At 71.9% G+C, this 24,681-nt stretch carries 24 protein-coding genes, 1 other RNA gene and 1 pseudogene; 15 read left to right on the top strand and 11 right to left on the bottom strand.

The annotated features are described in order from the left end of the window. Positions 1–209: 209 nt before the first annotated feature. Positions 210–638, bottom strand: a complete 429-nt coding sequence (locus BJ982_RS21000) for a hypothetical protein (protein ID WP_184882600.1) — start codon at positions 636–638, stop codon at positions 210–212. A 522-nt stretch (positions 639–1,160) separates the two neighbouring features. Then, complete coding sequence (locus BJ982_RS20995) at positions 1,161–1,616, bottom strand: hypothetical protein (RefSeq protein WP_184882598.1); 456 nt, start codon at positions 1,614–1,616, stop codon at positions 1,161–1,163. A 251-nt stretch (positions 1,617–1,867) separates the two neighbouring features. Between BJ982_RS20995 and BJ982_RS20990 the strand changes: the two genes are divergently transcribed. Continuing rightward, on the top strand, positions 1,868–2,857 hold the full coding sequence (locus tag BJ982_RS20990; RefSeq protein WP_184882596.1) for a LysR family transcriptional regulator: 990 nt from the start codon (positions 1,868–1,870) through the stop codon (positions 2,855–2,857). Between the two features lie 118 nt (positions 2,858–2,975). Continuing rightward, positions 2,976–3,212: pseudogene (locus tag BJ982_RS40950) on the top strand (replication initiator); the annotation flags it as partial. A gap of 63 nt (positions 3,213–3,275) precedes the next feature. On the opposite strand, the gene rnpB reads toward BJ982_RS40950, so the two are convergent. The 4 genes from rnpB to BJ982_RS20965 form a co-directional block, all read right to left on the bottom strand. After that, positions 3,276–3,666, bottom strand: an RNA gene (rnpB, locus tag BJ982_RS20980) — RNase P RNA component class A. A 90-nt stretch (positions 3,667–3,756) separates the two neighbouring features. Beyond that, positions 3,757–5,205: a histidine phosphatase family protein gene (locus BJ982_RS40525; protein ID WP_184882594.1), complete on the bottom strand. Its 1,449-nt coding sequence runs from the start codon at positions 5,203–5,205 to the stop codon at positions 3,757–3,759. After that, positions 5,202–5,942 carry a zinc ribbon domain-containing protein gene (locus BJ982_RS20970; RefSeq protein WP_184882592.1) on the bottom strand — a complete coding sequence of 247 codons (741 nt, stop codon included), beginning with the start codon at positions 5,940–5,942 and terminating at the stop codon, positions 5,202–5,204. Before BJ982_RS20970 ends, BJ982_RS40525 begins: the two co-directional genes overlap by 4 nt. Next, positions 5,943–6,788 (bottom strand): Nif3-like dinuclear metal center hexameric protein, encoded by an 846-nt coding sequence (locus BJ982_RS20965; protein ID WP_184882590.1) that lies wholly within the window; start codon positions 6,786–6,788, stop codon positions 5,943–5,945. A gap of 60 nt (positions 6,789–6,848) precedes the next feature. On the opposite strand from BJ982_RS20965, the gene BJ982_RS20960 reads away from it, so the two are divergent. The 6 genes from BJ982_RS20960 (at position 6,849) to BJ982_RS20935 (ending at position 12,962) form a co-directional block, all read left to right on the top strand. After that, the gene (locus tag BJ982_RS20960; RefSeq protein WP_184882588.1) at positions 6,849–8,291 is read left to right on the top strand and encodes a flavin-containing monooxygenase; all 1,443 of its coding nucleotides are present in this window, start codon (positions 6,849–6,851) and stop codon (positions 8,289–8,291) included. Between the two features lie 134 nt (positions 8,292–8,425). Further along, complete coding sequence (locus BJ982_RS20955) at positions 8,426–9,484, top strand: dipeptidase (RefSeq protein WP_184882586.1); 1,059 nt, start codon at positions 8,426–8,428, stop codon at positions 9,482–9,484. Next, entirely contained in the window at positions 9,481–10,584 is a 1,104-nt protein-coding gene (locus BJ982_RS20950) for a M20/M25/M40 family metallo-hydrolase (RefSeq protein WP_203958928.1), read from the top strand. The genes BJ982_RS20955 and BJ982_RS20950 overlap by 4 nt, the downstream gene beginning before the upstream one ends. Further along, positions 10,581–11,375: a GNAT family N-acetyltransferase gene (locus BJ982_RS20945; RefSeq protein ID WP_184882584.1), complete on the top strand. Its 795-nt coding sequence runs from the start codon at positions 10,581–10,583 to the stop codon at positions 11,373–11,375. Before BJ982_RS20950 ends, BJ982_RS20945 begins: the two co-directional genes overlap by 4 nt. Positions 11,376–11,403: 28 nt before the next feature. After that, positions 11,404–12,510 (top strand): o-succinylbenzoate synthase, encoded by a 1,107-nt coding sequence (gene menC / locus BJ982_RS20940; protein WP_184882582.1) that lies wholly within the window; start codon positions 11,404–11,406, stop codon positions 12,508–12,510. A 101-nt stretch (positions 12,511–12,611) separates the two neighbouring features. Further along, positions 12,612–12,962 (top strand): avidin-fold protein, encoded by a 351-nt coding sequence (locus BJ982_RS20935; protein WP_239122819.1) that lies wholly within the window; start codon positions 12,612–12,614, stop codon positions 12,960–12,962. A gap of 3 nt (positions 12,963–12,965) precedes the next feature. On the opposite strand, the gene BJ982_RS20930 is transcribed toward BJ982_RS20935, so the two are convergent. After that, the gene (locus BJ982_RS20930) at positions 12,966–13,610 is read right to left on the bottom strand and encodes an Lrp/AsnC family transcriptional regulator (protein ID WP_184882580.1); all 645 of its coding nucleotides are present in this window, start codon (positions 13,608–13,610) and stop codon (positions 12,966–12,968) included. A 120-nt stretch (positions 13,611–13,730) separates the two neighbouring features. Here BJ982_RS20930 and BJ982_RS20925 point away from each other — a divergent pair, with 120 nt between their 5' ends. The 7 genes from BJ982_RS20925 (at position 13,731) to BJ982_RS20895 (ending at position 21,577) form a co-directional block, all read left to right on the top strand. Then, complete coding sequence (locus BJ982_RS20925) at positions 13,731–15,350, top strand: ABC transporter substrate-binding protein (RefSeq protein ID WP_184882578.1); 1,620 nt, start codon at positions 13,731–13,733, stop codon at positions 15,348–15,350. Then, entirely contained in the window at positions 15,325–16,422 is a 1,098-nt protein-coding gene (locus BJ982_RS20920) for an ABC transporter permease (protein ID WP_184882576.1), read from the top strand. The genes BJ982_RS20925 and BJ982_RS20920 overlap by 26 nt, the downstream gene beginning before the upstream one ends. Positions 16,423–16,450: 28 nt before the next feature. Then, a complete protein-coding gene (locus tag BJ982_RS20915; protein ID WP_184882574.1) occupies positions 16,451–17,302 on the top strand; it encodes an ABC transporter permease in 852 nt (283 codons plus the stop codon). Continuing rightward, entirely contained in the window at positions 17,299–18,084 is a 786-nt protein-coding gene (locus BJ982_RS20910) for an ABC transporter ATP-binding protein (RefSeq protein ID WP_184882572.1), read from the top strand. The genes BJ982_RS20915 and BJ982_RS20910 overlap by 4 nt, the downstream gene beginning before the upstream one ends. Next, on the top strand, positions 18,081–18,989 hold the full coding sequence (locus tag BJ982_RS20905) for an ABC transporter ATP-binding protein (RefSeq protein ID WP_184882570.1): 909 nt from the start codon (positions 18,081–18,083) through the stop codon (positions 18,987–18,989). The genes BJ982_RS20910 and BJ982_RS20905 overlap by 4 nt, the downstream gene beginning before the upstream one ends. Before the next feature lie 92 nt (positions 18,990–19,081). Further along, on the top strand, positions 19,082–20,125 hold the full coding sequence (locus BJ982_RS20900; protein WP_239122820.1) for a M24 family metallopeptidase: 1,044 nt from the start codon (positions 19,082–19,084) through the stop codon (positions 20,123–20,125). An 81-nt stretch (positions 20,126–20,206) separates the two neighbouring features. Further along, positions 20,207–21,577 carry a sensor histidine kinase gene (locus BJ982_RS20895; protein ID WP_239122821.1) on the top strand — a complete coding sequence of 457 codons (1,371 nt, stop codon included), beginning with the start codon at positions 20,207–20,209 and terminating at the stop codon, positions 21,575–21,577. A gap of 50 nt (positions 21,578–21,627) precedes the next feature. Here the strand turns inward: BJ982_RS20895 and BJ982_RS20890 are convergent, their stop codons facing one another. The 4 genes from BJ982_RS20890 to BJ982_RS20875 form a co-directional block, all read right to left on the bottom strand. Next, on the bottom strand, positions 21,628–22,038 hold the full coding sequence (locus tag BJ982_RS20890; RefSeq protein ID WP_184882568.1) for a type II toxin-antitoxin system VapC family toxin: 411 nt from the start codon (positions 22,036–22,038) through the stop codon (positions 21,628–21,630). 4 nt (positions 22,039–22,042) lie between these two features. After that, positions 22,043–22,294, bottom strand: coding sequence for an AbrB/MazE/SpoVT family DNA-binding domain-containing protein (locus tag BJ982_RS20885; RefSeq protein ID WP_184882566.1), 252 nt, complete (start codon positions 22,292–22,294; stop codon positions 22,043–22,045). 112 nt (positions 22,295–22,406) lie between these two features. Continuing rightward, positions 22,407–23,048: a GOLPH3/VPS74 family protein gene (locus tag BJ982_RS20880; protein ID WP_184882564.1), complete on the bottom strand. Its 642-nt coding sequence runs from the start codon at positions 23,046–23,048 to the stop codon at positions 22,407–22,409. Positions 23,049–23,065: 17 nt separating this feature from the next. Continuing rightward, positions 23,066–24,505 (bottom strand): APC family permease, encoded by a 1,440-nt coding sequence (locus BJ982_RS20875; protein WP_239122822.1) that lies wholly within the window; start codon positions 24,503–24,505, stop codon positions 23,066–23,068. Positions 24,506–24,681 lie beyond the last annotated feature (176 nt).

Below are 24,681 nucleotides of genomic sequence, written 5' to 3'. Positions count from 1 at the left end.
AGCCCCTGGGGCTGGATGACGCCGCGGGCCTGCCAGTGCTGGCCCAGACTGGCCGGATCCTGGCCCGGCGGGAGCGACGAGCACAGGGCACACCATCGTGGCCGCAATACCGGCGACTCCTGCCACAGCTGTGCTGAGAGCCTTCTGCCACCAGTTCGCCTCCGTGCCGACCTGGTCGGCCGATATCACCATGGCCACTCCATCGGGAGTCAGCTCGATGGAGCCGTGGAACCCGAAAGTTCCCATTCGATTGGGTAGACGCCCACCTCATATGTCTTGAGGTATGAAATGAGATAGTCGCCCAGCGGCTTGCCCGCCGCCTGCGCTTTGTGGGCCATGTCGCCCTCCGCCTGGAGGTACGCACGGTCCCCCTCCACCTTGATGGTCGCCACTAGGTCGTCGTCGTCCGCGGCCAGCGCAGCGAGGCTCGCCGGGGCGTCGGCCGCGCACATCAGGCGTATCGTTCCTCCCTTACTGGCCGCCAGCTGGGCGCCGGCGCGTTTCGCGCCTTCGCACGCGGACAGGGCCTGCACGCCCGCCTGCGTGGGTGCGGCGATGCCGGTAAGGACCAGCGCGACGGAGACCACGATCGCGACGAGCCGGGTGGTGTTCCAGGCCAGGCCACTGCGGCTGAGCAAGGGGGTGGACGCTGTTTCACAGCGTGCTCTTAACAGAGCACATATAGACATGTCGGTGGTATTCGCGGGTTCCTATACTCCGGGCGCGGAGGAAAGGGCCGTGACGGCACGGCGAGTCTCCCGCCGCCCACGCCTCACGCTGGCCCTCCGAAACGCCCCTGTCAGGTACTCATTCGATGCTTTGGGCCGGATGATCTCCGCCGTTCCAGTTCTGCCGGGCCGGGCGCCACCCGGATGTCCCGGAACCACGGCGACCCGCGAGGCGGTGAAAAGATCTCAACCTCACGGCCTGGGCGCCGCGGGCCGGGGCGTTGTCCACAGCCCAGCGACGCCACACGGTGAGAAATGCCGCGTCGGCGACGGCACGGCCGGGCGGGTCATCGATCGGTCGCCGCTTCCGCCGGGGCCTGCCGCGCTTCCCGCGCCAGGCCCCGGCCCGCAGGCGCGACCGGTCACTCGGCAGGTGAGCTCCACCGGCTGAGAACGCCTGCTCGCACCCGAGGTCGTACTCCAGGCGAACGGTCAGCAGTCGATGGTCACCTCACGGTCCACCCACATCTGGTCGACGCCCTTGTTCCCGAACACGGAAGCGAAGATGGTGCCCTGGTAGGTGCCGCCGACGCATGGCACGGTACTGCTCGCGGAGTGGAACTTCCTGGGGCCCCTTCCCTCGCCGACCGCTTCGTCGTAGGGCGCGTTGTTCTGCGGGGTGAGCCAGACGAGCAGCCAGTCAACGGTGGCCGGAGCGGATTCCGAGCATCGGGCGCCGCCGTTGAAGCGCACCTTGCCGTCCACCATGTGAGGATCTTCGAAGAACACCTCGCACCCGGGGTAGACCTCCGACACCTGGGTCCCGCTCCCGGGTTGGGCGAGCCCGGAGGATGACGGGGCGGCGCTCGCCGTCCCGCTCGGGGTGATGCTCACCAGGGCGGTGATGATCGCCCCGGCCACCATGGTGAATGTTCGGAGTCGGTCCATGAAGTTCTCCAATCGGGGGCATTGCGGAACAGCCCTGACGGCCTAGAGGAGAAATCCGAAACCTCCACTCGGCGGTTCTGTCCGGGCACGGGTGATCACGATGTCGATCGGGTGGAACGGAGGGCATTGGTCTAATTTGTCTAAATGTCAGCCCAGGACCGAGCGAGGATCAACGACTGATCGGCGTATGTCTGACAGGCCACGCCTGTCGATCCTGTCCGCGCCTGTCAGCGCACTGAGATCATGAAGGCGTGGACCTCCGCCAGCTTGAATACGCCATCGCGGTCGCCGAGGAACTGCACTTCGGCAAGGCCGCGGCCCGGATGCACGTCACCCAGCAATCGGTCAGCGAGCAGATCCGCCGGCTGGAAAAGGAGATCGGCGCCCAACTGTTCGTCCGCACCAGCCGCCGCGTCACCGTGACCGCGGTGGGTGAGGCGTTCCTGCCCGAGGCCCGCCGGGCGGTGGCCGCCGTCCGCCACGCGCTCGACGTCGGACGCCGCGCCGCCGGCCCGGCCGACGAACTTCGCATCGGTCACGCCGCGGACCTCGGCCTCCGCCTGTTCCAGCTCGTCATCCCCGCGCTACGCGCGCATCTGCCCGAGGTACGGCTGGCGCCGTGTCCGATGGCCACCGCCGACCAGCTTGCCGCACTGGAGGACCGCCGCCTGGACATCGGCTTCTGCTGGAACGCCGAGGCCCGGTCAGGGCTGGACTCGCTGCTGGTGGTCCGCGAACCGTTCGTCCTCGCCCTGGCCGCCACCCATCCCCTCGCTGCCGAGGCCGCCATCGATCCCGTACGGCTCTCCCACCAGCCGATCATCGTGCACGAGCGGGACCTCAGCCCCTGGCTGTACGACCACATCGTCGGCCACCTACGAGACCATGGCACCGTGGTGACGATCCACCGGGAGATCTCCAGCCTGGACCGGCTGCTGCCGCTGGTCCTCGCCGACGCGGCGATCGGGATCACGGTCGCGGCCTCCGCCGCGGCCCGGCCGTTCGCCGGCGTGGTGTATCGGCCCTTCACCGAGCCGAGCCCGCTCGCCGACCAGCGCATCGTATGGCGGCGGGACACCACCGATCCCGCCGTCCTGGCCTTCGTCCAGATCGTCCGCGAACTCCGGGAGGCCGGGGCGTTCATCCCCGGCTACCCGGACCTGCGGAGCGGGCCGCCAGACGGGCTCGATCCCCTTCCCGGCTCAGTCCGGCCAGAACACCACCCACCAGAACCAACCTAACGAAGTACTACTAGATGTCCGGATCGGCACGGCCTCGGCGGTCCAGGCGAAGGTCACCCCGTGACGTACCGACCGGAGAGGTTCCAGCCTCGGCGGTGACTCCGGAGCCCACGGCACCCGCAGCCTCCTCGACTGCGTGCGCCTGGGCGACCTCGACGAATACGCCGACCTGCGGCTGACCCAGTGGGCCCACATGCTGGGCTTCCGCGGCCACCTCTCCACCTGGTCCCACCACTACTCCACCACCATGGGCACCATCCACGTGGATCTGTACGGACATCTGGTTCGGGAGGCGTCCGAGCGGGCGCGGACGGCGCCGGGCAACGCCTTCGCCACCGCGCTTCAACTCACCTGAATGTGCCCTCTCGGGGATTCAAGCCCCCTGAAGGAGAGCTCCGCCGCAGGTCAGGGGTGAGAGCGGGCGAGTCGGCCTGTAGGCCGGGTTCTGTCCTTTGCGGTGCAAAGGGGCGACCATCCATCTAGGGCCGTCGTTGCCGACGGCCTCAAGCGGTCTACCCGCGCGGCTTGGGCGGGTCACCCTCGAACGCCGCGCGCGGGGCCCTCCGGGGAGGGTCCCTTCTTGACCTTGCTCCGGGTGGGGTTTACCGAGCCGCCCACGTCGCCGTGGGCGCTGGTGGTCTCTTACACCACCGTTTCACCCTTACCTCCCGCGAGGGGAGGCGGTCTGTTCTCTGTGGCACTGTCCCGCGGGTCACCCCGGGTCGGCGTTACCGACCACCCTGCCCTGTGGAGCCCGGACCTTCCTCGGCAGGGCCCGAAAGCCCTGACGCGGTCGCCCGGCCGACTCGTCCGCTATCCGGGCAAGTTTATCCGATGGGGCAGGGGTCGTAGGGCCGGAGCCCTATCCGATCGATCAGGGCGGGGGCGAAGGGGCGGGCTCAGCGTAGGTGGGCGGTGTCGTTGAAGGCTCGGACGAGCTGGGGGCCGTCGGTGAAGTAGTCGATCGAGGACAGGGAGGCCAGGTCGAGGTGCATGCGGTACAGCGCGGCCAGGGGGGCGAGCAGTGCGGAGGACAGCAGCAGCTTGATCGGGGTGACGTGCGAGACCACCAGGATGTTCTTGCCCTGGTAGTCGGCGAGCAGGCGCTCCCTGGCCTCCTCCACGCGGATGGCCGCCCGGTCGAAGCTCTCGCCGCCGGGCGGGGCGACGGACGGGTCGTCCAGCCAGGCCGCGAGTTCCCCGGGCCAGCGGCGCTGGATCTCGGTGAACGTGTGGCCCTCCCAGTCACCGAAGTCGACCTCGCGCAGGCCCTCGTCCACGGCGACCGTCAGGCCGGTGCGGGCGGCGACGGCCTCGGCGGTCTGCCGGGCGCGGCGCAGGGGGGAGCTGACGATGACCTCGACGGCGTACGGGGGGCGGGACAGGCGGGCGGCGGCGGCCTCGGCCTGGGCGACACCCGCGGGCGTCAGGTCCGGGTCGCCGGTGCCGGAGAAGCGGCGGTCGATGGAGAAGGGCGTCTCGCCGTGGCGGAGCAGGAGGAGGGAGGTGGCGGGGGCGGGGGCCTGCCAGCCGCTGGTGGCGGCGGGCTTCGCCGCGACGACGCGAGCCTGCTCGGCGGACACGGAACTCGTCACCACCTCGCCGGCCGTGGCTTCAGGGGCGGCGGTCTCCGCGGCGCTGGAGGGGATGTCGAACAGGGCTTCGGTGGTTCCCGCCCGGCCGGCATTCGAGGCGGACCCTCTGGCGGCCCGAGTGGCGGTCTTCGCGCCGGCGGTACGCGAGCCTGAAGCAGTCGGCCCTGAAGCAGCCATGCCCGGGGCGCTTGAGCCGGGACCGCCCGTACCCGCGCCGCCCGAACCCAGGCCGCCGGAGCCGGCAGCGTCCGAAGGCAGGGCGCCCCTACCAGGGCCGCCGGAAATGGAAGTGCCGGGGCCTGGAGTTCCGGGGGGTGAGGGGAAGGTCTTGGACTGCCAGTGGGTGCCTTTGGCGGCGGCGTCCATGGCCTCGTTGGCGAGGCGGTCGGCGTCGCGGTTGCGTTCGCGGGGGATCCAGCGCCAGGTGACGCGCAGCCGGCCGGCGAGGCCGCGGGCCTCCAGGGCGAGCGGGCGCAGGCCCTCGTTCTTGATCTTCCAGCGGCCGGCCATCTGCTCGATGACGAGCTTGGAGTCCATGCGGACCTCGACCGCGGTGCCGTCCCCGGCGAGGGCGAGGACGGAGCGCAGGCCGGCGATCAGGCCCTGGTACTCGGCGACGTTGTTGGTGGTGACGCCGAGCGCGTCGGCCGCCTCGGCGAGGACCTGGCCGTCGGTGTCCTTGACGACCGCGCCGTATCCGGCGGGCCCCGGGTTGCCGCGGGAGCCGCCGTCGGCCTCGACGACGAGGTTCACAGGCCCGACTCGGGGGTGCGGACGAGGATCCTGCGGCACTCCTCGCAGCGCAGCACCTCGTCCTTGGCGGCGGCGCGGATGCGGTTGAGGTCGGCGATGGACAGCGACACCTTGCAGCCCTGGCAGCGGCCCCCCTGGAGCATGGCCGCGCCGACGCCGTACTGCTCGCGCAGCTTCTCGTAGAGGGCGAGCAGGTCGGCGGGGATGTCAGGGCTGACGCCGCCGCGCCTGCCCTTGGTCTCGGCGCTCTCGCGGTCGAGGTCGCCGAGCGCGGCGTCGCGCTTCTCCTCCAGCGTGGACAGCCCCGCGCCGATCTCGGCGCGCTCGGCGCCGAGCCGGGCGACGGCGGCGTCCGCGGCCTCGCGGCGCTCCATGATCTCCAGGACGACGTCCTCCAGGTCGGCCTGGCGGCGGTGCAGCGAGGCGATCTCGGACTGGAGGTTGGACAGGTCCTTGGAGGAGCCGACCTGGCCGGAGTCGAGGCGCTTCTGGTCACGCTCGGCGCGCACGCGCACGGCCTCGACGTCGGACTCGGCCTTGGCCTGCTCACGGGCGAGGTCGGACGCCTCGGTCTCCGCGGCGATCACCTCGGTGGCGAGGCGGGCGAGCCGGGCGGAGCGCTCTTCGATCTCGGCCAGCTCGGGCAGCGTGCGGCGGCGGTGGGCCAGCCGGTCGAGGACGGCGTCGAGCTCGGCCAGTTCGAGCAGGCGCTTCTGGGCTTCCGGGGCTGCTTTCACTTAATCCTCGCACTGTGCTGTTGTGGTCCAGGCGTCCGTCACCGTCCGCGATACGCGCGTCTCAACATTAATCCCCTTGGCGGCCAATGCGGACGCGAGCAGGTCGGCCGCTTGCGGAAGCCAGGGCCATTCGGTCGCCCAGTGGGCCGCGTCGATGAGCGCGGGGCCGCCGCCGGACTCCCCCGCCTGCAGGAACTCGGCGGCGGGGTGGTGCCGTAAATCGGCGGTGAGGAAGACGTCGGCGGCGCGCACGGCGCCGAGGCCGAGCAGCGAGTCGCCCGCGCCGCCGCTGACGGCGACCGTGCGCACGGTGCGGCCGGGGTCGCCGGCGACGCGCAGGCCCCAGGCGGTGCGCGGCAGCCCCCGCACGGCCTGGGCGGCGAACTCGCGCAGGGTCATGGGGGCCGGCAGGTCGCCGACGCGGCCGAGCCCGCGGCGCGGGTCCTCGGCGGAGGGCTGGAGGGGACGCAGGGCGCCGGTCAGGCCGACCGCCCTGGCCAGGGCGTCGGAGACGCCGGGGTCGGCGACGTCGGCGTTGGTGTGGGCGGTGTAGAGGGCGATGTCGTGCTTGATCAGGCGGTGCACGAGGGCGCCCTTGGGGGTGGCGGCGGAGACGGTGGTGGTGCCGCGCAGGTAGAGGGGATGGTGGGCGACGATGAGGTCGGCGCCCCAGGCCACGGCCTCGTCGCCGACGCTCGCCACCGGGTCGACGGCGAAGAGGATCCTGCGTACGGGGCGCCCCGGGTCTCCGCAAACCAGGCCTACGGCGTCCCAGGGCTCGGCCCAAGCGGGGTCATACGCCGATTCAAGTTCCGCGATGATCGCGGCCAAGGTCGTCGGGGACACGTGCGCAGACTACCGGCACGTCCTAGCGTGAGGAGGTCCTGACACCCGGGGGGCCGCCGAATGGCACTGAACGTAGCGATCATCGGGGCCGGTTTCGGCGGGCTGTGCATGGCGATCCAGCTCCGGAAGGCCGGCGTCACCACGTACACGATCTTCGAGAAGGCGGATCGCCTCGGCGGGACGTGGCGGGACAACACCTATCCGGGCGCGGCGTGCGACGTGCCGTCCCACCTGTACTCCTACTCGTTCGAGCAGGACCACGACTGGTCGCGGCGCTACCCGCGCCAGCCGGAGATCCTCGCCTACCTGGACCGGTGCGCGGGCAAGTACGGCGTGCACCGGCGGCTGCGGCTCGGCGCGGAGGTCACGGCCGCGGTGTTCGACGAGGCCGGCGGACGCTGGCGGGTGACGACGGCCGACGGCGAGCACGGGCCGTTCGACGTGGTGGTGTCGGGGGTGGGCCAGCTCAACCGGCCGCGCCTGCCCGACATCCCGGGCCTGCGGGAGTTCGCGGGGACGAGCTTCCACTCGGCGCGCTGGGACCACGGCCACGACCTCGCCGGGCGCAGGGTCGCCGTGATCGGCAACGGCTCCTCGGCCGCGCAGTTCATCCCGCGCGTCGCCCCGGTCGTCGCCCATCTGGACGTCTACCAGCGCACGCCGAGTTGGGTGATCCCCAAGCCGGACGGCGCGTACGGCCCCGGCCTGCGTGCGGCGTTCCGCCATCTGCCGCCGCTGCGCTCGGCCAACCGCCGGAGGGTCAACCGGTTCATCGAGAGCGTGGTGTACCCGGCGCTGGTGGACGGCTGGAGCCGGCCGCTGATGACCCGGCGGGCCACCGAGCACCTCAACCGGCAGGTGCCCGACCCGGCGCTGCGGGCCAGGCTGACCCCGGCCTATCCGATCGGCTGCAAGCGCATCGTGCTGGACGACGACTACTACCCGGCGTTGACCAGGCCGAACGTGGAGGTCGTGACCGACCCCATCACCCGCGTGACCCGGAACGGCATCGAGACGGCGGGCGGGACGCTCCGCGAGGTGGACACGATCATCTTCGCGACCGGCTTCCTGACCACCGACTTCCTGGCGCCCATCGAGGTCGTCGGACGCGGCGGGCGGCGCCTGGGCGAGGCGTGGAAGGACGGCGCCGAGGCCTACCTCGGCATGGCGGTCCCGGGTTTCCCGAACCTGTTCCTGCTGTACGGCCCGAACACCAACCTCGGGCACAACTCGATCATCCTCATGATCGAGGCGCAGGTGCGCTACATCATGGGCTGCCTGCCGCTGCTGAGCGCGCACGGCCCCATGGAGGTGCGCCCGGCGGCCATGGACGCCTGGCGCCGCGCCCTGGAGCGGGCGCTCGCGCGGACCGTCTGGCAGGCCGACTGCGACAGCTGGTACAAGAACGCCGCCGGGCGCGTGGTCAACAACTGGCCGGGCCCGGCGTCGGCGTACCGGCGGATCACCCGCGCGCCGCGCCCCGGCTCCTTCACCTTCGGCTGAGGTCCCGGCCACGTTTCTCTTCGCCGCATCGTGCGTATACCGTCGAGGACATCGGACCATCCAGGACGAGCCCGGCCTGCTCCGCGCGGGTTTTGGCGTCAGGCCGGGAGCGCGGCGGCGAGAGGAGTCCACACGTGTTCGCTGACCTCCACCGGGACGCGATCGTGGCAGACACCCACAACGACCTGCTGATGGCGGTCGCGGCGAGGCCGCCGGAGCGGTGGGCGTCGTTCTTCCGTGAGCGGTGGCTGCCCCAGCTTCGCGAGGGCGGCGTGGACGTGCAGGTGCTGCCGGTCTTCATCGACGCGCAGTACCGCCCCGAGGGCGCGCTGCGCCAGACCCTGCGGATGATCGAGTGCGCGCACGTCATCGCGGAGGGCAACCCCGGCGAGGTCGGCATCTGCCACGACGGCGCGCAGATCGACGAGACCGTGGCGCTGGGCAGGATCGCCCTGGTCATCGCCCTGGAGAGCATGCCGGGCGTCGACGCCAGCGTCGAGCTGATCCCCACCCTGCACCGCCTGGGCGTCCGCGTGGCCTCCATCGCGCACTGGGGGCGCACGCCGCTCGCCGACGGCAGCGGCCAGGACGGCACCGGCAGCCGCCTGACCAGCGAGGGCGTGGCCGCCCTCGCCGAGATGGAGCGGCTCGGCATGGTCTTCGACATCTCGCACCTCGGCGCGTCCGGCGTGGCGCACGTGCTGGAGATCGCCACGCGGCCGGTCATCGCGACGCACTCCTCGGCCCGCGCGCTGCGCGACCACCACCGCAACCTCACCGACGACCAGTTGCGCGCGGTCGCGGCGGGCGGCGGCGTGGTGTGCGTGAACTTCCTGGCCGCGTTCCTGGCGGAGAAGCCGGAGGGGTACACGATCGAGCGGCTCGGCGACCACATCGCGCACGTCGCGGAGGTCGCGGGCATCGACCACGTCGGCCTGGGCCCGGACTTCGTCCGCGAGGTGATGGACGACCTGACCCCGCCGTGCGAGAGCCCGAGCACGACCGGCCTGGACGTTCTCGCGTCGGTGCCGGGGCTGGACGGGCCGTCGGGCATGCCGCTGGTCACCGAGGAGCTGCTGCGGCGCGGCTTCGGCGAGGACGAGGTGCGCAAGATCCTCGGCGGGAACGTGATGCGGCTGTTCCGCGCCGAGCTGGGCCGTCCGGCCGAGAGCAAGCCGGAGGACGTCCTATGACGCCCGGCGACCTGCCCGCCATGCTGGACGACCTGGAGGAACTCGTCCTGTGCGAGTCGTTCTCCTCCGACCACGGCGCGGTCGCGGCGAGCGCGGCGGTCGTGGCCAGGCTGGGCGTCCGCCACCTCGGCGCCGAGCCGGAGACGCTGGTCGTGGAGGGCGTGACCCACCTGCGCTGGAGCTTCGGCACGCCCCGGGTCCTGCTGCTCGGCCACCACGACACGGTGTGGCCGACCGGCTCCCTGCGCGCCCATCCCTTCTCGGTGACCGGCGGCGTCGCCCGCGGTCCCGGCGTGTTCGACATGAAGGCCGGGCTCGTACAGCTCTTCCACGCACTGCGCTCGCTACCGTCGCTGGACGGGGTGTGCGTGCTGGTCACCGGGGACGAGGAGCTGGGCTCGCCGACCTCCCGCCCGCTGATCGAGGAGATCGCGCGGGACTGCGCCGCGTCCCTGGTCCTGGAGGCCAGCGCGGACGGCGGGGCGCTGAAGACCTCGCGCAAGGGCGTCTCGCACTACCGGCTGGAGGTGGAGGGCCTGGCCTCGCACGCGGGCCTGGAGCCGCACAAGGGCCGGAACGCGGGCATCGAGGTGGCCCACCAGGTGCTCGCCATCGCGGCGATGGACGGCGGGGACGGCGCCACGACCGTGACCCCGACGCTGCTGAGCGCGGGCACCAGCGTCAACACCGTCCCCGCGCGGGGATCGGTCGCCGTGGACGTGCGGGCGGTGGACCTGGCCTCGCAGCGGGAGGTGGACGCCCGCCTGCGCGCCCTCACCCCCAAGGTCCCCGGCGTACGGCTGGAGCTGTCCGGCGGGCTCAGCCGGCCCCCGATGGAGGCCGCGTCGTCCGCCGCGCTGTTCAAGCTGGCCGAGCGGATCGCGGCCGAGCGCGGGCTCGGCCCGCTGCGCGGCGTGGCGGTGGGCGGCGGCTCGGACGGCAACTTCTCGGCGGGGGTGGGCTGCCCCACGCTGGACGGCCTCGGCGCGGTGGGCGGTGGCGCGCACGCGGCGCACGAACACGTGATCGTCGAGGAGATGCCGCGCCGCTGCTCGCTGCTGGCCGGGCTGGTGGCGGCGGTCCTGGCGGGGCCGGCGTGACACAGGCGTACGAGGACGCCGCGCGGCGCGCCGGGGCGCGGGTGCGCGAGCTGCGCGAGATCGCGGAGTTCGAGCAGGTCACCGCCTTGTTCGACGCCATATGGAAGGCGCCGCCCTCGGGCGTGCCGATCACGGTGGAGCTGATGGCCGCCTTCGCGCACAGCGGCAACTACGTGGCCGGGGCGTACGCGGGCGAGCGGCTGGTGGGCGCGAGCGTCGGCTTCCTGTCGGGGCCGCCGGGGACGGGGCTGCACTCCCACGTCACCGGCGCCGTCATGGGCCGGGGCATCGGCCTCGCGCTCAAGCTCCACCAGCGGGCGTGGGCCCTGGCGCGGGGCCTGGAGAAGATCGCCTGGACGTACGACCCTCTGGTGCGCCGCAACGCGCATTTCAACATCGCCAAGCTGGGCGCGCGGCCCGAACGGTACCTGCCGTCCTTCTACGGCCGCATGGAGGACGCGGTGAACGCCGGCGACGAGTCCGACCGCCTGCTGGCGGTCTGGCGTATCGCCGCGCCGGGCTCGGACGCGGGGCCGGGTCCGGCCGTGCCGCCGCGGGACGCCGTGCCCGCGCTGGCCGAGCGGGAGGACCGTCCGGTCCGCGGGATCATGGACGGGCGGGCGCTGCTGGTCGGCACGCCGCGGGACGCCGAGAGGCTGCGCCGGGAGGATCCGGCCATGGCGACGGCGTGGCGGCGGGCGGTGCGCGAGACGCTGGGCGCGCTGCTGGACGAGGGCGCCCGGATCACCGGCTTCACCGCGGCGGGCGAGTACGTCGTGGAACGCTCTTGAGAGGACATGTGGTGGACGGGACGCGATCATGAAGATCACCGGGGTCGAGCTGCGCAGGATCGCGATGCCGCTGGTCGCGCCGTTCCGCACGTCGTTCGGGACCGAGACCGCGCGGGACGTGCTGCTGGTCAGGGTCGTCACGCCCGAGTCGGAGGGGTGGGGCGAGTGCGTGGCGATGTCCGAGCCGCTCTACTCCTCGGAGTACGCCGACGGCGCCGCGGACGTGCTGCGCCGCTTCCTGGTCCCGGCGGTGACCGCCCTGCCGGACGTGGACGCCTACGGGGTCGAGCGCGCGCTCGCGCCGTTCAAGGGGCACCGGATGGCCAAGACCGCGCTGGAGTGCGCCGTGCTCGACGCCGAGCTGCGCGCGGCGGGGCGCTCCTTCGGGAGCTTCCTCGGCGCGGCCCGCGACCGGGTGCCGTGCGGGGTGTCGGTCGGCATCATGGACTCGGTGCCGCGGCTGCTGGACGCGGTCTCCGCCTATCTGGAGGCGGGGTACGTGCGGGTCAAGCTCAAGATCGAACCGGGCTGGGACCTCGTTCCCGTGCGCGCGGTGCGTGAGCGGTTCGGGGACGACCTGCTCCTTCAGGTGGACGCGAACGCGGCCTACACGCTGTCGGACGCCCCGCACCTGGCGAGGCTGGACGAGTTCGGCCTCCTGCTGATCGAGCAGCCCCTCGGCGAGGAGGACCTGGTCCAGCACGCCGCGCTCGCCCGCCGGCTGAACACGCCGCTGTGCCTGGACGAGTCCATCCTCTCGGCCGGGCACGCCGCGGCGGCGATCTCGCTCGGGGCGTGCTCGATCGTCAACATCAAACCGGGGCGCGTGGGCGGGTACATCGAGGCGCGGCGCGTCCACGACGTGTGCCGGGCGCACGGGATCGCGGTCTGGTGCGGGGGCATGCTGGAGACCGGGATCGGCCGGGCCGCCAACGTCGCGCTGGCCGCCCTGCCCGGGTTCACACTGCCCGGCGACACCTCGGCCTCCGGCCGCTACTTCGCCACCGACGTCACCGAGCCGTTCGTCCTGCGGGACGGCCACCTGCCCGTCCCCGCGGGCCCGGGCCTCGGCGTGGCGCCGCTCGCCGGCGTCCTGCGCGAGGTGACGACGTCCACCGAGTGGATCCCCGCCTGAGACGCCGCCGGCCAGACGGATCACCCCGTCGTCCCGGGAACCGGGAGCGAAACGTCCAGCCCTGGTTGCGCCGTCGGCGGGGAAGGGCACGATGCGGTGACGTGAGCGACACGAGTGCGAATCTTCTCAACGGCCGGCGTTTCATCATGGTGAGTTCCACGGCGAGCGAGGTGAACGCCGAGGCGCCGACGCGGTTCTCCTACGAGGAGGCCGACGGCCTGATCTGGGGCAGCTACGACGGCGACACGGTGATCCAGGGCCGCTTCGTCGGCACCCGGGACGACGACCGCGTCGAGCTGTCGTACGTGCACGCGCTGAAGGCGGGCGGCCGGGCCGGGGGGCGCAGCTCCAGCCGCATCGAGACGCTCCCGGACGGCCGCCTGCGCCTCGTGGAGGAGTTCACCTTCGACGGGGACGACACGCCGCAGGTCAGCGTGTGCGAGGAGGTCTGACGGTCAGGGCTCCTTGTGCATGGAGGCGCGGCCTTCGGCGGCGCTGGTGAAGCGCATCTTGCCGAGCGGCACGCCGGAGGGGGGCGGGGGCTCGGCCGGGGCGGCGCGGTGCTGCGGCCGTCCCTGGCGCCGGTCGGAGGGCAGCACGTACGGCCGGCGCAGCACCTCGTCCAGGATGAACACGGTCTCGGTGGCCTTGACGGCGGGGATGCTCGCCAGCCGCTCGGTGACCAGCGCGTGCACGGCGGCGACGTCGGCCATCCTGACCTGGATCATCGCGTCGTGCTGCCCGGTGGTGATCGCGCAGTACTCGACCTCGGGCATCTGGGCGAGCTGGGCGCGGAACTGCTTCCACATCTGCTGGCGCACGGTCACGAAGACGAGCGCGGTGATGCCGAGGCCGGCCCTGAGGTGGTCGACCTCGGCGGTGAACCTTTTGATGACGCCGTCGGCGCGCAGCGCCTCGAACCGGGTGTAGGCGCTGGCGCGGGAGATGCCGACCCGCTCGGCGAGGGCCGCGACCGAGATGCGGCCGTTCTCGCGCAGGACCTCCAGGATCTTCATGTGGATCGCGTCGAGCTGCAGGCCGATGCCGATCCGTCCAGGGACGCCGGTCCCGGGCGATGGCGAGCCTGACATATCGGTCATGGGTGCATCCTCGGCGTCATATTCGTCTCGCCTTCTTGCCATGAGCTGGACGTTCTAGCGGACAATCCTGGACGACACGCTACCAATCGTCTACATAGCACCATTTCCGGAGGAAACAGCATGGCGACCCGTATGCGGCGCCGTCCGGCACGGCAGGCGAGGGCGGCTCTGCTGCCGGTCCTGCTCACGGGCGCCCTCTCCCTCGCCGCCTGCTCCGGTGGCGGCACGTCCACCACGCCCGCGCAGAGCGCGGGAGGGACCGCGAGCAAGACCCTGGTGATGGACGCGTCCTTCACCCTCAAGACCGCGGACCCCGGCCGCAACTACGAGCCCACCGGCCTGATCATCGGCAAGGCCCTCTACGACACCCTGCTCACCTTCGAGGGGTCGGACGTCACCAAGCCCGTCCCCGCGCTGGCCGAGTCCTACGAGCAGTCCTCCGACGGCAAGACCCTCACGCTGAAGCTGCGCCAGGGCGCCACGTTCTCCGACGGGTCGCCCGTCACGGCCGACGACGTCGTGTTCTCCCTGAACCGCGTGCGCGACCTGAAGGGGAACCCGTCCTTCCTGCTCGACGGCGTCAAGGTGGCCAAGACCGACGACACGACGGTCGCGCTGACCTCCGAGACCCCCAAGCCCGCGCTGCCGTTCATCCTGCCGAACCCCGCGCTCGGCATCCTGAACTCCAAGGTCGTCAAGGCCAACGGCGGAGCCGAGGACTCCTCGGACAAGGCCGAGCAGTACCTGAACGGCGCCTCCGCCGGGTCCGGGCCCTACACGCTGCAGTCGTTCAACGCCCAGTCGCAGGTCGTGCTGACCGCCAACCCGAAGTACTGGGGCCAGAAGAAGCCCACCTACGGCAAGGTCGTGCTGCGCAACGTCGAGTCGGCCACCCAGAAGCTGAACGTCCAGCGCGGCGACAGCCAGGTGGCGCTGGACCTGTCCGGCGACCAGATCAAGACGGTGAGCGGAAGCCAGCAGACCACCAAGACGGCCTCGGCCAACATGGTGTTCCTGCTCGCCAACCAGGACACGGCCGTCAGCAGGACGTCGAGCAACCCCAAGATCGTCGAGGCGGTCCGCAAGGGCATCGACTACCAGGGCCTGCTGGAGCTGGCCGGCGAGGGCTCGGTCCAGGCCCCCGGCGTGATCCCGACGATGCTGCTCGGCGCGCTGCCGCCCGACCAGGCCGTCAAGCGGGACGTCGAGGGCGCCAAGGCCGCCGTCGCCGCCAGCGGGGTGAGCAACCCGACGCTCAAGCTGGAGTACCCGAGCGACCTGACCCTGCAGGGCCTGTCGTTCCAGCCGTTCGCCGAGCGGATCCAGGCCAACCTCAAGGAGGTCGGCATCACCGTCGACCTGGCCCCCGCCCCGGTGGCGACCGCGCTGGAGAACTACCGCAAGGGCAAGGAGGAGCTCGGCCTGTGGTACTGGGGCCCCGACTACCCTGACCCGACCGACTACCTGGTCTTCCTCCCCGGCAACACCGTGGGCCTGCGCTCCGGCTGGAAGAAGGGCGCCGACAAGGCCCTGGAGGAGCTGGGTGACAAGGCCGCCGTCACCATCGGCGACGACGCGCGCAAGCAGCTCTACACCGACATCCAGACCAAGCTCAACGCCACCGGCCCGTTCGTCCCGCTCATCCAGCCGAGCCAGAACATCGTGACGGCCGCCTCCGTCACGGGCCTGGCGTTCCACCCCGTGTGGACGGTCGATGTCGCAGCCCTCGGCGCCAAGTGAGGCCGGGGCGGGCGGCGCACCGGGCCGCGCCGCCCGCCCGGGCCGCTCGCGCCACCCTCTGGCCCGCTTCCTGCTGCGCCGCGTCGCGATCGCGGTGCTGCTGGCGTTCGGGATCACGCTGGTCACGTTCGTCCTGACCAACCTGGTGCCCGGCGACCCGGTCACGGCCAACCTCGGGCAGAGCGCGCTCGGGGACCCGGCGATCGTCGCGCAGTGGCGTGCCGAGCACGGCCTGGACAAGTCGCTGCCCCAGCAGTACCTGACCTACCTGGGCGGGCTGCTGCAAGGGGACCTCGGCGTCAGCCAGCAGAGCCACCGCCCCGTGCTCACCGACCTGGCCGAGTTCGTGCCGTCCACGATCGAGCTGGCCGGGAGCGCGATCCTGGTCTCGCTGGTCGTCGGCGTGGCGTTCGGCGTGGTCGCCGCGCTGCGCCGGGACCGGCCCTCCGACCAGGCGCTGCGCGTGCTCAGCCTGATCGGCATCTCGGTGCCGACGTTCTGGCTGGCCCTGGTGGCCTTCTACGTGTTCTTCTTCCGCCTCCAGCTCACGCCGGGCAGCGGGCGCATCAACCCCGACATGAGCGCGCCGCCCGCCGTGACCGGCCTGTTCACCGTGGACGCCGCGCTCGCGGGCCAGTGGGACGTGTTCGCCTCGGCGGTCGGCCACCTGATCACCCCGGCGCTGGTGCTCGCCGCGTACACCATCGGGCTGCTGACCCGGTTCACCCGCTCGGCGGTGCTGGAGGTGCTCGGGCAGGACTACGTGCGCGCCGCCCGGGCCAAGGGCCTGCCGGGACGGGTGATCCTCTTCCGGTACGTGCTGCGCTCGGCGCTGGTGCCGATCATCACGGTGGCGGGCCTGGCGTTCGGCAGCCTGCTGTCGGGCACGGTGCTGGTGGAGTCGGTGTTCGCGCGGCCCGGCATCGGCCAGTACGCCTACAAGAGCGCCACCACCCTGGACCTGCCCGCCGTGATGGGGGTCGGCCTGGTAGTGGGCTGCGTGTACGTCGTGATCAACCTGGTGGTCGACATCCTGTACGGGGTCATCGACCCGAGAGTGAGACTGTCGTGACACATCCGCGTCCAACCGTGGGGCTGCGATGAGAATCCTCTCCCGGCTGCCCGAGGCGTGGCGCCGGCCGCTCGCCGTCACGGGGTGCGTGGTGGCCGCCGCCTGGCTGGTGATCGCCGTCGCCGCTCCCCTGCTCGCGCCGCACGACCCACTGGCCCAGGACCTGCCCCGGCTCGCCTCTCCCGGGCCGGGACACTGGTTCGGCACCGACCAGCTCGGGCGCGACATCCTGTCGCGGGTGATGTACGGGGCGCGGGTGTCGATCCCGCTGACGCTGCTGCTGGTGGCGATGTCGCTGCTGATCGGCGGCGTCCTCGGCGCCTGTGCCGGATATTTCGGTAGATGGGTGGGCGAGGCGATCATGCGGCTCGCCGACCTCGTCTTCGCCTTCCCCACGGTCATCCTCGCCATGGTCGTCGCCGCCGCGCTCGGCGCCAGCCTCACCAACGCCGTGCTCGCCGTCCTGGTCGTCGCCTGGCCCGCCTACGCCCGCGTGACCCGCGGCCTCGTCCTCGGCATGCGGGAACGCGAGTTCGTGCTCAGCGGGCGACTGCTCGGCTTCTCGGCCTGGCGGTCGCTGCGCGTGGACGTCCTGCCCAACGTCACCGGACCCGTCCTCGTGCTCGCCACCCTCGACATCGGCACGGCGCTGCTGCTGCTGTCCGGACTGTCGTTCCTCGGCCTCGGCGCCAAGCCGCCCTCCCCCGAGTGGGGGGCGATGGTCGCCTCGGGCGTGGACGTCTTCGACAGCTGGTGGGTCGCCACCTTCCCCGGCCTCGCCATCCTCACCGTGGTCCTGGCGTTCAACTTCCTCGGCGACACCCTGCGCGACGCCCTGGACCCCCGCACCGCCCGCGCCATCAAGGAGCGTGCACTGTGAGCCCCTCCGGTGACGTGCTGCGCGTCGAGGGCCTGACGGTGGGCATCGGCCCGCACGAGATCCTGCGCGGCGTGGACCTGGCCCTGGCCCCAGGCCGCGTTCATGGCCTGGCCGGCGAGAGCGGCTCGGGCAAGACCATGACCGGCCTCGCCACGCTCGGCCTGCTCCCGCACGGCGCGCGCGCCTCGGGGCGGATCCTGCTGGACGGCCGCGACCTGCTCGGGCTGCGCCCGCGGGAGCTGAACGCCGTGCGGGGCCGCGAGATCGCCATGGTCTTCCAGGACCCCGCCACCAGCCTGCACCCCATGCTGTCGATCGGACGCCAGCTCACCGAGCACATGCGCCACCACCTGGGGATCGGCAAGGCCGAGGCGCGGACGCGGGCCGTGGACCTGCTCGGCCAGGTGCGCATCCCCGGGCCCGCCGCGGCCGTGGACCGCTACCCGCACCAGTTCTCCGGCGGCATGCGCCAGCGCGTCGCCATCGCGGTCGCGCTCGCCTGCGGGCCGAAGATCCTCATCGCCGACGAGCCCACCACTGCGCTCGACGTCACCGTCCAGGCCGGCATCCTGCGGCTGCTGCGGGGCCTGTGCGACGACCTCGGGCTGGCCGTGCTGCTGGTGACGCACGACCTCGGGGTCATGTCCGCCGTGGCCGACGACGTCAGCGTCATGAAGGACGGCCTCGTCGTGGAGACCGGCCCGCGCGGCCGGGTGCTGCGCGAGCCGGAACACCCCTACACCCGCGCCCTGCTGGACGCGCTGCCGAGGGAGGGCCAGTGAGCCTGCTCACCGTGGAGGACCTGGTCGTCGACCACCGGACGCCGGGCCGCCCCGCCGTGCGGGCCGTCGCGGGCGCGAGCCTGAGCGTCGCGGCGGGCGAGGTCGTCGGGCTGGTCGGCGAGTCGGGGTGCGGCAAGTCCACGCTGGCCAGGGCCGTGTGCGGGCTCGTCCCCGCCGGCGGGGGCGCGATCAGGTTCGAGGGCGGGACGGTGACCCGGCTCGGCCTGCGCCGCAGGGACAAGGCCCTCACCAAGATCCAGATGGTGTTCCAGGACCCGTACGCCTCCCTCAACCCCCGGCGGCGGGTCGGCGCGCAGATCGCCGACGGCCTGGAGATCGCGGGCGACCGCGGCACCACGCCCGCGGGGATGCTGGAGCGGGTCGGCCTGCCCGGCGCGATGGCCTCGCGCTACCCGCACGAGTTCTCCGGCGGGCAGCGGCAGCGCATCGCCATCGCCCGCGCGCTCGCCGCGCGTCCCACCCTGCTCATCGGGGACGAGCCCATCTCTGCGCTGGACGCCTCGGCGCAGGCGCAGGTCGCGACGCTGATGCGCAACCTCGCCGTGGAGTCGGGGGCCGGGCTGCTGTTCATCAGCCACGACCTGTCCGTCGTACGGCTGATCGCCGACCGCATCGCGGTCATGTACCTCGGGAAGATCGTGGAGACCGGGCCGACGGCCGAGGTCTGGGCCGCCCCCCGCCACCCGTACACCCAGGCGCTGCTGCGGGCCGTGCCGGAGGCCGACGGGCTGGGCAGGCTGCCGCAGGAGCTGGCCGGGGACGTCCCCGACCCCGCCGACCCGCCGCCGGGCTGCCGCTTCCACCCGCGCTGCCCGATGGCGATGGACGTCTGCGCGGAGAAGGAGCCCGCTCCGGGACCGGTGTCCTGCTGGCTGTACCCGTGACGAACAAGGCCGAGGGGCACGGCGAGGGTTTGAGCGCCGACGGGGTAAGCACCGATGGGTTAACCATCGCCGATGGAGTGCCCGCCTCCGGGGTGCCGGCCGATGAAGTGCGGGCCGATGAAGTGCGGGCCGATGAAGTGCGGGCCGATTGGTCGCCCGCCGATGGAGTGCCGGCCGCGGTTCTCGCCGCGATGGCGGAGGCGGGGCTGGACGCGCTGGTCCTGCGGTCCTCCACCGACCTGCGGTACGTGGCCGGGCACGACGCCTCGGGCTTCCTCGTCCTCGCCCCCGGCCGTCCGCCCGGGTTCGCGACCGAGGCGGCGCGGGCGGCGGCGCTGATCCCCCGGACGGCGTCGCGGGTCGCCGTGGACCCCGAGATGCGGGTGCGCGAGCTGTTCGCGCTCGGCCTGACCGCCGACCTCGTGCTGGCCTCCGCCGTCCTCGCGCCGCTGCGCGCCGTCAAGCGGCCGGAGGAGCTGGCCGCGATCGCGCGGGCCGCCGCCGCGGCCGACCTGGTGCTCGCCACCGCGCCGCACCTGCGATGGTTCGGCGGCACCGAGCGCGCCATGGCGGCGCGGCTGGCCGGGGAGTCGGGCGCGTCCGGGCTGGTGTCGGTCGTCGTGGCGGCGGGCGAGAACACCGCGCGTCCGCGCCACCTGCCGGGCGAGCGGGTGATCAACCCAGGGGACGCGGTCACGATCCGGGTGACCGCCCGGCACGAGGGCTACCACGCCCACGCGGGCCGCGCGTTCGTCGTGGCGGAGCCGCCCGAGGACTTCGACGCGGTGTACGCGGTGCTGCTCGCCGCGCGCGACGCCGCCGCCGACGCCGTGCGGCCCGGCACGACGGCCGCCGACGTCCACGCGGCGGCCGAGGCCGTGCTCGACGAGAGCGGGTACGGCGCCTACGTCTCCCCCGGGCTCGGCCATGGAGTCGGCCTGGAGCCGGTCGAGGGCCTCCGTCTCGCCGCGGACGACCGCACCGTCCTGGCCCCGGGCATGACGATGATCGTGGAACCCGGCATCCACGTGCCCGACCTTTACGGAGCGCGGGTGGGAGATGTAGTGGAATGTACAGAGACCGGGGCCCGCGCCATGACCCGAGCGCCCGGCGCGCTTCTCGTCCTTGACCCATAGTTTCGCGCCCCTTGCCCCGTGGCGGCCCTGACCTCGAACGATCCACATTTAGTGTGATCATGAGGCGGACAGGGGGGCGCGGTGGTCTTCTGGCGCGACCGGTCCGTACGGACTCGGTTCACGGCCGTCGCGAGCACCGTGATGGCACTGGCGTGCGCGGGGATGTGCACGCTCGTCCTGGTCGGCATGCGGTACGCCGTCCACGAGTACCGGCTCCATCAGATCACGCTCGTCCACCTGCGCCTGGCGCAGCTCATCAACCACGGGCACCTGCCCCCGGTCATCACCGACCGGGCGGCCGACGGCATCCAGGTCGTCGACGGCAAGGGCCGGATCGCCGCCGCCTCCCCCAACCTGGTCGGCAAGCCCTTGATAACGCGCCTCGTTCCGCCCGACCATCTCGCGCACATCGCCAGAGCCGTCTGCTCGGCGCCGGGTTTCCCGGGCGAGTGCGTGCACGTGGTCGTGGCCCGGCACGCCAACGACGGCCAGGGCGACTGGCTGGTCTACGCCGCCGGTCGCACGCCGCCCTGGTACGTCGACCCCGGCCTGTTCGCGCTGCTCTCCGCCGGGACGCTGGCCCTGGTCGCCGTCACGGGGTTCGGCACGCACCGCATGGTGAGCAGGACGCTCGCCCCCGTCGACCGGGTGCGCGCCGAGCTGGCCGAGATCACCGCCTCCGACCTCAGCCGCCGCGTGCCCCTGCCGCCGCACCGCGACGAGATCCGCCACCTCGCCGAGACCGTGAACCAGACGCTGGACCGGCTCCAGGAGGCGGCCGAGCGGCAGCGCCGGTTCGCCTTCGACGCCTCCCACGACCTGCGCAGCCCCATCACCGCCATGCGCACCCAGGTCGAGGACGCCCTGGCGCACCCGGAGGACGCCGAGTGGCCCAAGATCGCCGAAGCGGTGATGGCCAGCCTGGACCGGGTACAGGCCATCGTCACCGACCTGCTGGACATCGCCCGCCTGGACGCCGGCGGACGGGTCACCCGTGACTACATCAACCTCGCCGAGCTGGTGCGCGCCGAGACCGGGCGCCGGGCACGCGGCAAGCGGCTCGTGCTGGACTTGCAGCCCGGCGTGGTGGTCAGCGGCGACCGGCTACAGCTCGCCCGGCTGCTCACCAACCTGCTGGACAACGGCGAGCGGCACGCCGCCTCCACCATCACCGTGGCGCTGCGCCGCGAAGGCGAGGACGCGGTGATGGAGGTCGTGGACGACGGCGAGGGCATCCGCCCCGAGCACCGCGAACTCGTCTTCCAGCGTTTCACCCGCCTGGCCGCCAGCCGCGAACGCGACAAACACGGCACCGGCCTCGGCCTGGCCATCGCCCGCGAGATCGCCGAACGCCACGGCGGCACCCTCACCGTCGCGGACTCCCCCAAAGGCGCCCGCTTCGTCCTCCGCGTCCGCACCCTCCAACTGACGAAGAACCGCACGCTCACCTGACAACGCCACCGCTCGCCTCGATCGCGCGTGAGCCCGGCCTGCCGTCCGGATCAGCACGCGCGAACGAGCTCCACGAGATCGGGCGCGGCGCCGAGGAACTTCTGGTCCCCGCTGAGCAAGGCTTCGGCGCCGGCCTCCCGCGCGGTCGCGATGATGAGGGCGTCAGGCATCCGCAGCGTCAGGTCTCGCGCTCTGAGCAGAGCCGCGCTCTCGGCCACCGCCTCGTCCACCGCGACGATCCGATCGACGGCCGCGGACCGAAACTCCGCGAGCGCCTTCTCGGCCATGGGCCCCCTGCGGACGGCGCCGACCCGGAGCTCGCTCCAGGTGATCACGGAGATGGCGAAGCTCGCCGCCCGCCCCTCCCAGCGGCGAACCGCGTCCAGGGCTCCCTCGTGGAGCGCGTCGCCGGGATCGAGGAGACCGGCGACGATGTTCGTGTCCAGCATCACCGTGGGCACGCCGTCAGTCCCAGCTTTCGCGACTCGCCTCGACGTCCACGGCTTCGGCGAAACCGGGAACGGTGCCGACGACGCCCGTGAAGCGGCTGCGATGTCGCCGGATGACGATGTCGCCACCCTCCTCGGTGATGTCGATCGGGTCACCGGGCCCCAGGCCGAGCTTGCGCAGCACGGCGGCCGGCAGGGTCACCTGGTTCTTGCTGGAGATACGCGCGGGCCCCGCCCGCCTGGCCCGTGTCCTTTCGCGGCGCTCCATAACCTTTACTCTAACCGTCACAGGTAAAGGTTAAACGATGTCACGCGACGCGGTCGCGACAATACCCATGGTGACCATGGGCGACCGGTGGGCGCGGTCGCGGCACCCGAGGTCACCGGTAGGCCGCGACGGCGGTCTCGCCGATGAGGGTGTCCACGGTTTGGGTGATCTCCTGGACCGGCCGGGAGTACTCGCCCGCGATGGTGAGCAGGCGGCCGACGAGCCGGTTCGACGGCTGATTGATGTAGAGCGTCGACTCCAGGCGCAGCACGCCGACCAGCCCGCACAGCGCCGCGTAGTGGGCGTCGGGGGTTCCTCGGGCGTCGGTGGTGGCCTCGCGCACCCCGGCGCGTGCGCGTACGGCCGGGGTGGTGTCGACGGGCTGGTAACGGACCTGGGCGAGCACGCCCAGGCGGCGCCTGGTCACCTTGGTGAGGACGCCGGCGGCGACCAGGCTTCCGCAGGTGCGGTCGTAGATGTCCTCGGCGATCTGCTTGATCCAGAGCTTGAGGTCGCGGTTGACGCGGTCGTTCAGGATCGCGGGGATGAGGCTGTCGGCGACCGTGTCGCCGATCGGGCTGCGATCGTAGACGGCGATCCGGCCCTGGGTGACGTTGACACGGCCGTTCAGGGCGAGGTCGAGCAGCACCGCACCGGCCAGTCCGAGGCGCAGGGACGGCGGCTGGATCAGCGGCTTGCCATCGTCGTCGTGAGCGATGAGGTACAGCTCCTGATGGAGCGACGGCCGGTTCATGACGTCGGGGTGCTCCCTTACTGGGTGAGGCCGGACAGGTCGGGCCGGCGGCCCCTGACGTACACCGCGATCATGATCAGCGCGCCGACGGCCAGCCAGATCAGCCCGAGCCACTGCGCCATGACGCTGGCGTTGATCACGACGAAGACGAGGATCAACATGCCGATCAGAGGCACGATCAGATGGGACACGAGATCGTTCGATCGCTGCCGGATCACGTAATGCACGACAACGGACACATGCAGGACGATGAAGGCGACCAGCGCTCCCATGTTGATCAGATTGACGAGCAGGCTCACACCGTCATCGCGGGTGGACATCCACACTCCGAGCACGACGGACAGGGCGGCGACGAGGAGGGTCGCGTTGACCGGCACCGAGTGCTTGACCGACACCCGCGCCAGGAAGGCCGGAAGCTGCCGGTCGCGTGCCATCGCGTAGAGCAGGCGTGACACGGCGACCTGCGCGACCATCGTGTTGGCCAGCCCCCAGGAGATCCCGGTCGCGATCGACGTCGTGTGCTGCAGCCAACTGCCGCCGGCGACGGCGGCGACGTCGTAGAAGGCGGTGCTGTGGTCTCCTTCCGCCAGCAGCGCCGCCGGGTCCTGCACCAGCAGGGCGGCGACCCACACCTGCACGATGAACAGCACCCCGGCCAGGATCAGGGCGACCTTCATCGCCTTGCCGACCTGGGCCGAGCCGCCCTTGGACTCCTCGACCAGCATGCTGATGCCGTCGAAGCCGAGGAACGACAGCACCGCGAAGGAGGCCGCGCCGAACACCACGGGCCAGGAGATCGTGTCCGCGCTGAACAGCGGCGCGAGGCTGAAGCCCTGCCCCTTGCCCTGCATGAGCGCCCACACGCCGGCCGCGAGGAAGAGCGCGAGGACGATCAACTCCGCGACGATCATGGCCTTGGTGAGCGACAGAGTCACCCTGATGCCACGCAGATTGATCACCGTGTTCACGATCACGAACACGACCAGCCATGCCCAGATCGGCACAGCGGGCACGGCGGCGTTCATGGCGATCGACGCCAGCAGATAGAGCAGCGTGGGAGCGAGGAGGTAGTCGAGAAGAATCGCCCACCCGGTCATGAAGCCGACCGGGCGCGCGATGCCGCGGCCCGCGTAGTTGTAGACCGATCCCGACAGCGGGAACGCCTTCACCATCTGCGCGTAGGAGCTCGCGGTGAAGAGCAGCGCGACCATCCCGATCAGGTACGCCAGCGCGGGCATGCCGTTCGACACGTGATAGACGTCACCGAAGATCGCGAATGGCGAGATCGGTACCATCATGACCAGGCCGTAGAAGACCAGATCGGCAAGGCCGACGCCCCGCTGCAATTCCTGGCGGTACCCGAACCGCTCGATAGTCTCCTGTGGCTGCATAGCAGCCTCCATATTCCGTTTTTCTAAAATTGCGAAGCTTGTCCGGCCCGTCAGCCGACGGCACATTCCATCGGCCTGGGACGTAGGGGATGATCCTTCCCTAGTGGACGGGCATGCCGCAAGCCACCAAAGCGACCGGCCGATTCCGCGGCGCACCGCGGCGGCCACAGGGGGTGGTGGGCAGCATGACCCGCCCCGAATATCGGGGCGCCGTGTTCGAGTGGACCACCGAGGTCACGACC

It is taken from the genome of Sphaerisporangium siamense (assembly GCF_014205275.1).
Classification (GTDB): domain Bacteria; phylum Actinomycetota; class Actinomycetes; order Streptosporangiales; family Streptosporangiaceae; genus Sphaerisporangium; species Sphaerisporangium siamense.
The sequence above is the reverse complement of the archived record's forward strand: the minus strand, read 5'-3'. Positions and strand labels throughout refer to the sequence as shown.

Coding starts and splice junctions, on each gene's coding strand:
- BJ982_RS20995 (WP_184882598.1), bottom strand. CDS start 1,616: ATGGACCGACTCCGAACATTCACCATGGTGGCCGGGGCGATCATCACC.
- BJ982_RS20885 (WP_184882566.1), bottom strand. CDS start 22,294: ATGGAGCGCCGCGAAAGGACACGGGCCAGGCGGGCGGGGCCCGCGCGT.
- BJ982_RS20925 (WP_184882578.1), top strand. CDS start 13,731: ATGGCGACCCGTATGCGGCGCCGTCCGGCACGGCAGGCGAGGGCGGCT.
- BJ982_RS20930 (WP_184882580.1), bottom strand. CDS start 13,610: ATGACCGATATGTCAGGCTCGCCATCGCCCGGGACCGGCGTCCCTGGA.
- BJ982_RS20915 (WP_184882574.1), top strand. CDS start 16,451: ATGAGAATCCTCTCCCGGCTGCCCGAGGCGTGGCGCCGGCCGCTCGCC.
- BJ982_RS20950 (WP_203958928.1), top strand. CDS start 9,481: ATGACGCCCGGCGACCTGCCCGCCATGCTGGACGACCTGGAGGAACTC.
- BJ982_RS20960 (WP_184882588.1), top strand. CDS start 6,849: ATGGCACTGAACGTAGCGATCATCGGGGCCGGTTTCGGCGGGCTGTGC.
- BJ982_RS20880 (WP_184882564.1), bottom strand. CDS start 23,048: ATGAACCGGCCGTCGCTCCATCAGGAGCTGTACCTCATCGCTCACGAC.
- menC (WP_184882582.1), top strand. CDS start 11,404: ATGAAGATCACCGGGGTCGAGCTGCGCAGGATCGCGATGCCGCTGGTC.
- BJ982_RS20920 (WP_184882576.1), top strand. CDS start 15,325: ATGTCGCAGCCCTCGGCGCCAAGTGAGGCCGGGGCGGGCGGCGCACCG.
- BJ982_RS20875 (WP_239122822.1), bottom strand. CDS start 24,505: ATGTGCCGTCGGCTGACGGGCCGGACAAGCTTCGCAATTTTAGAAAAA.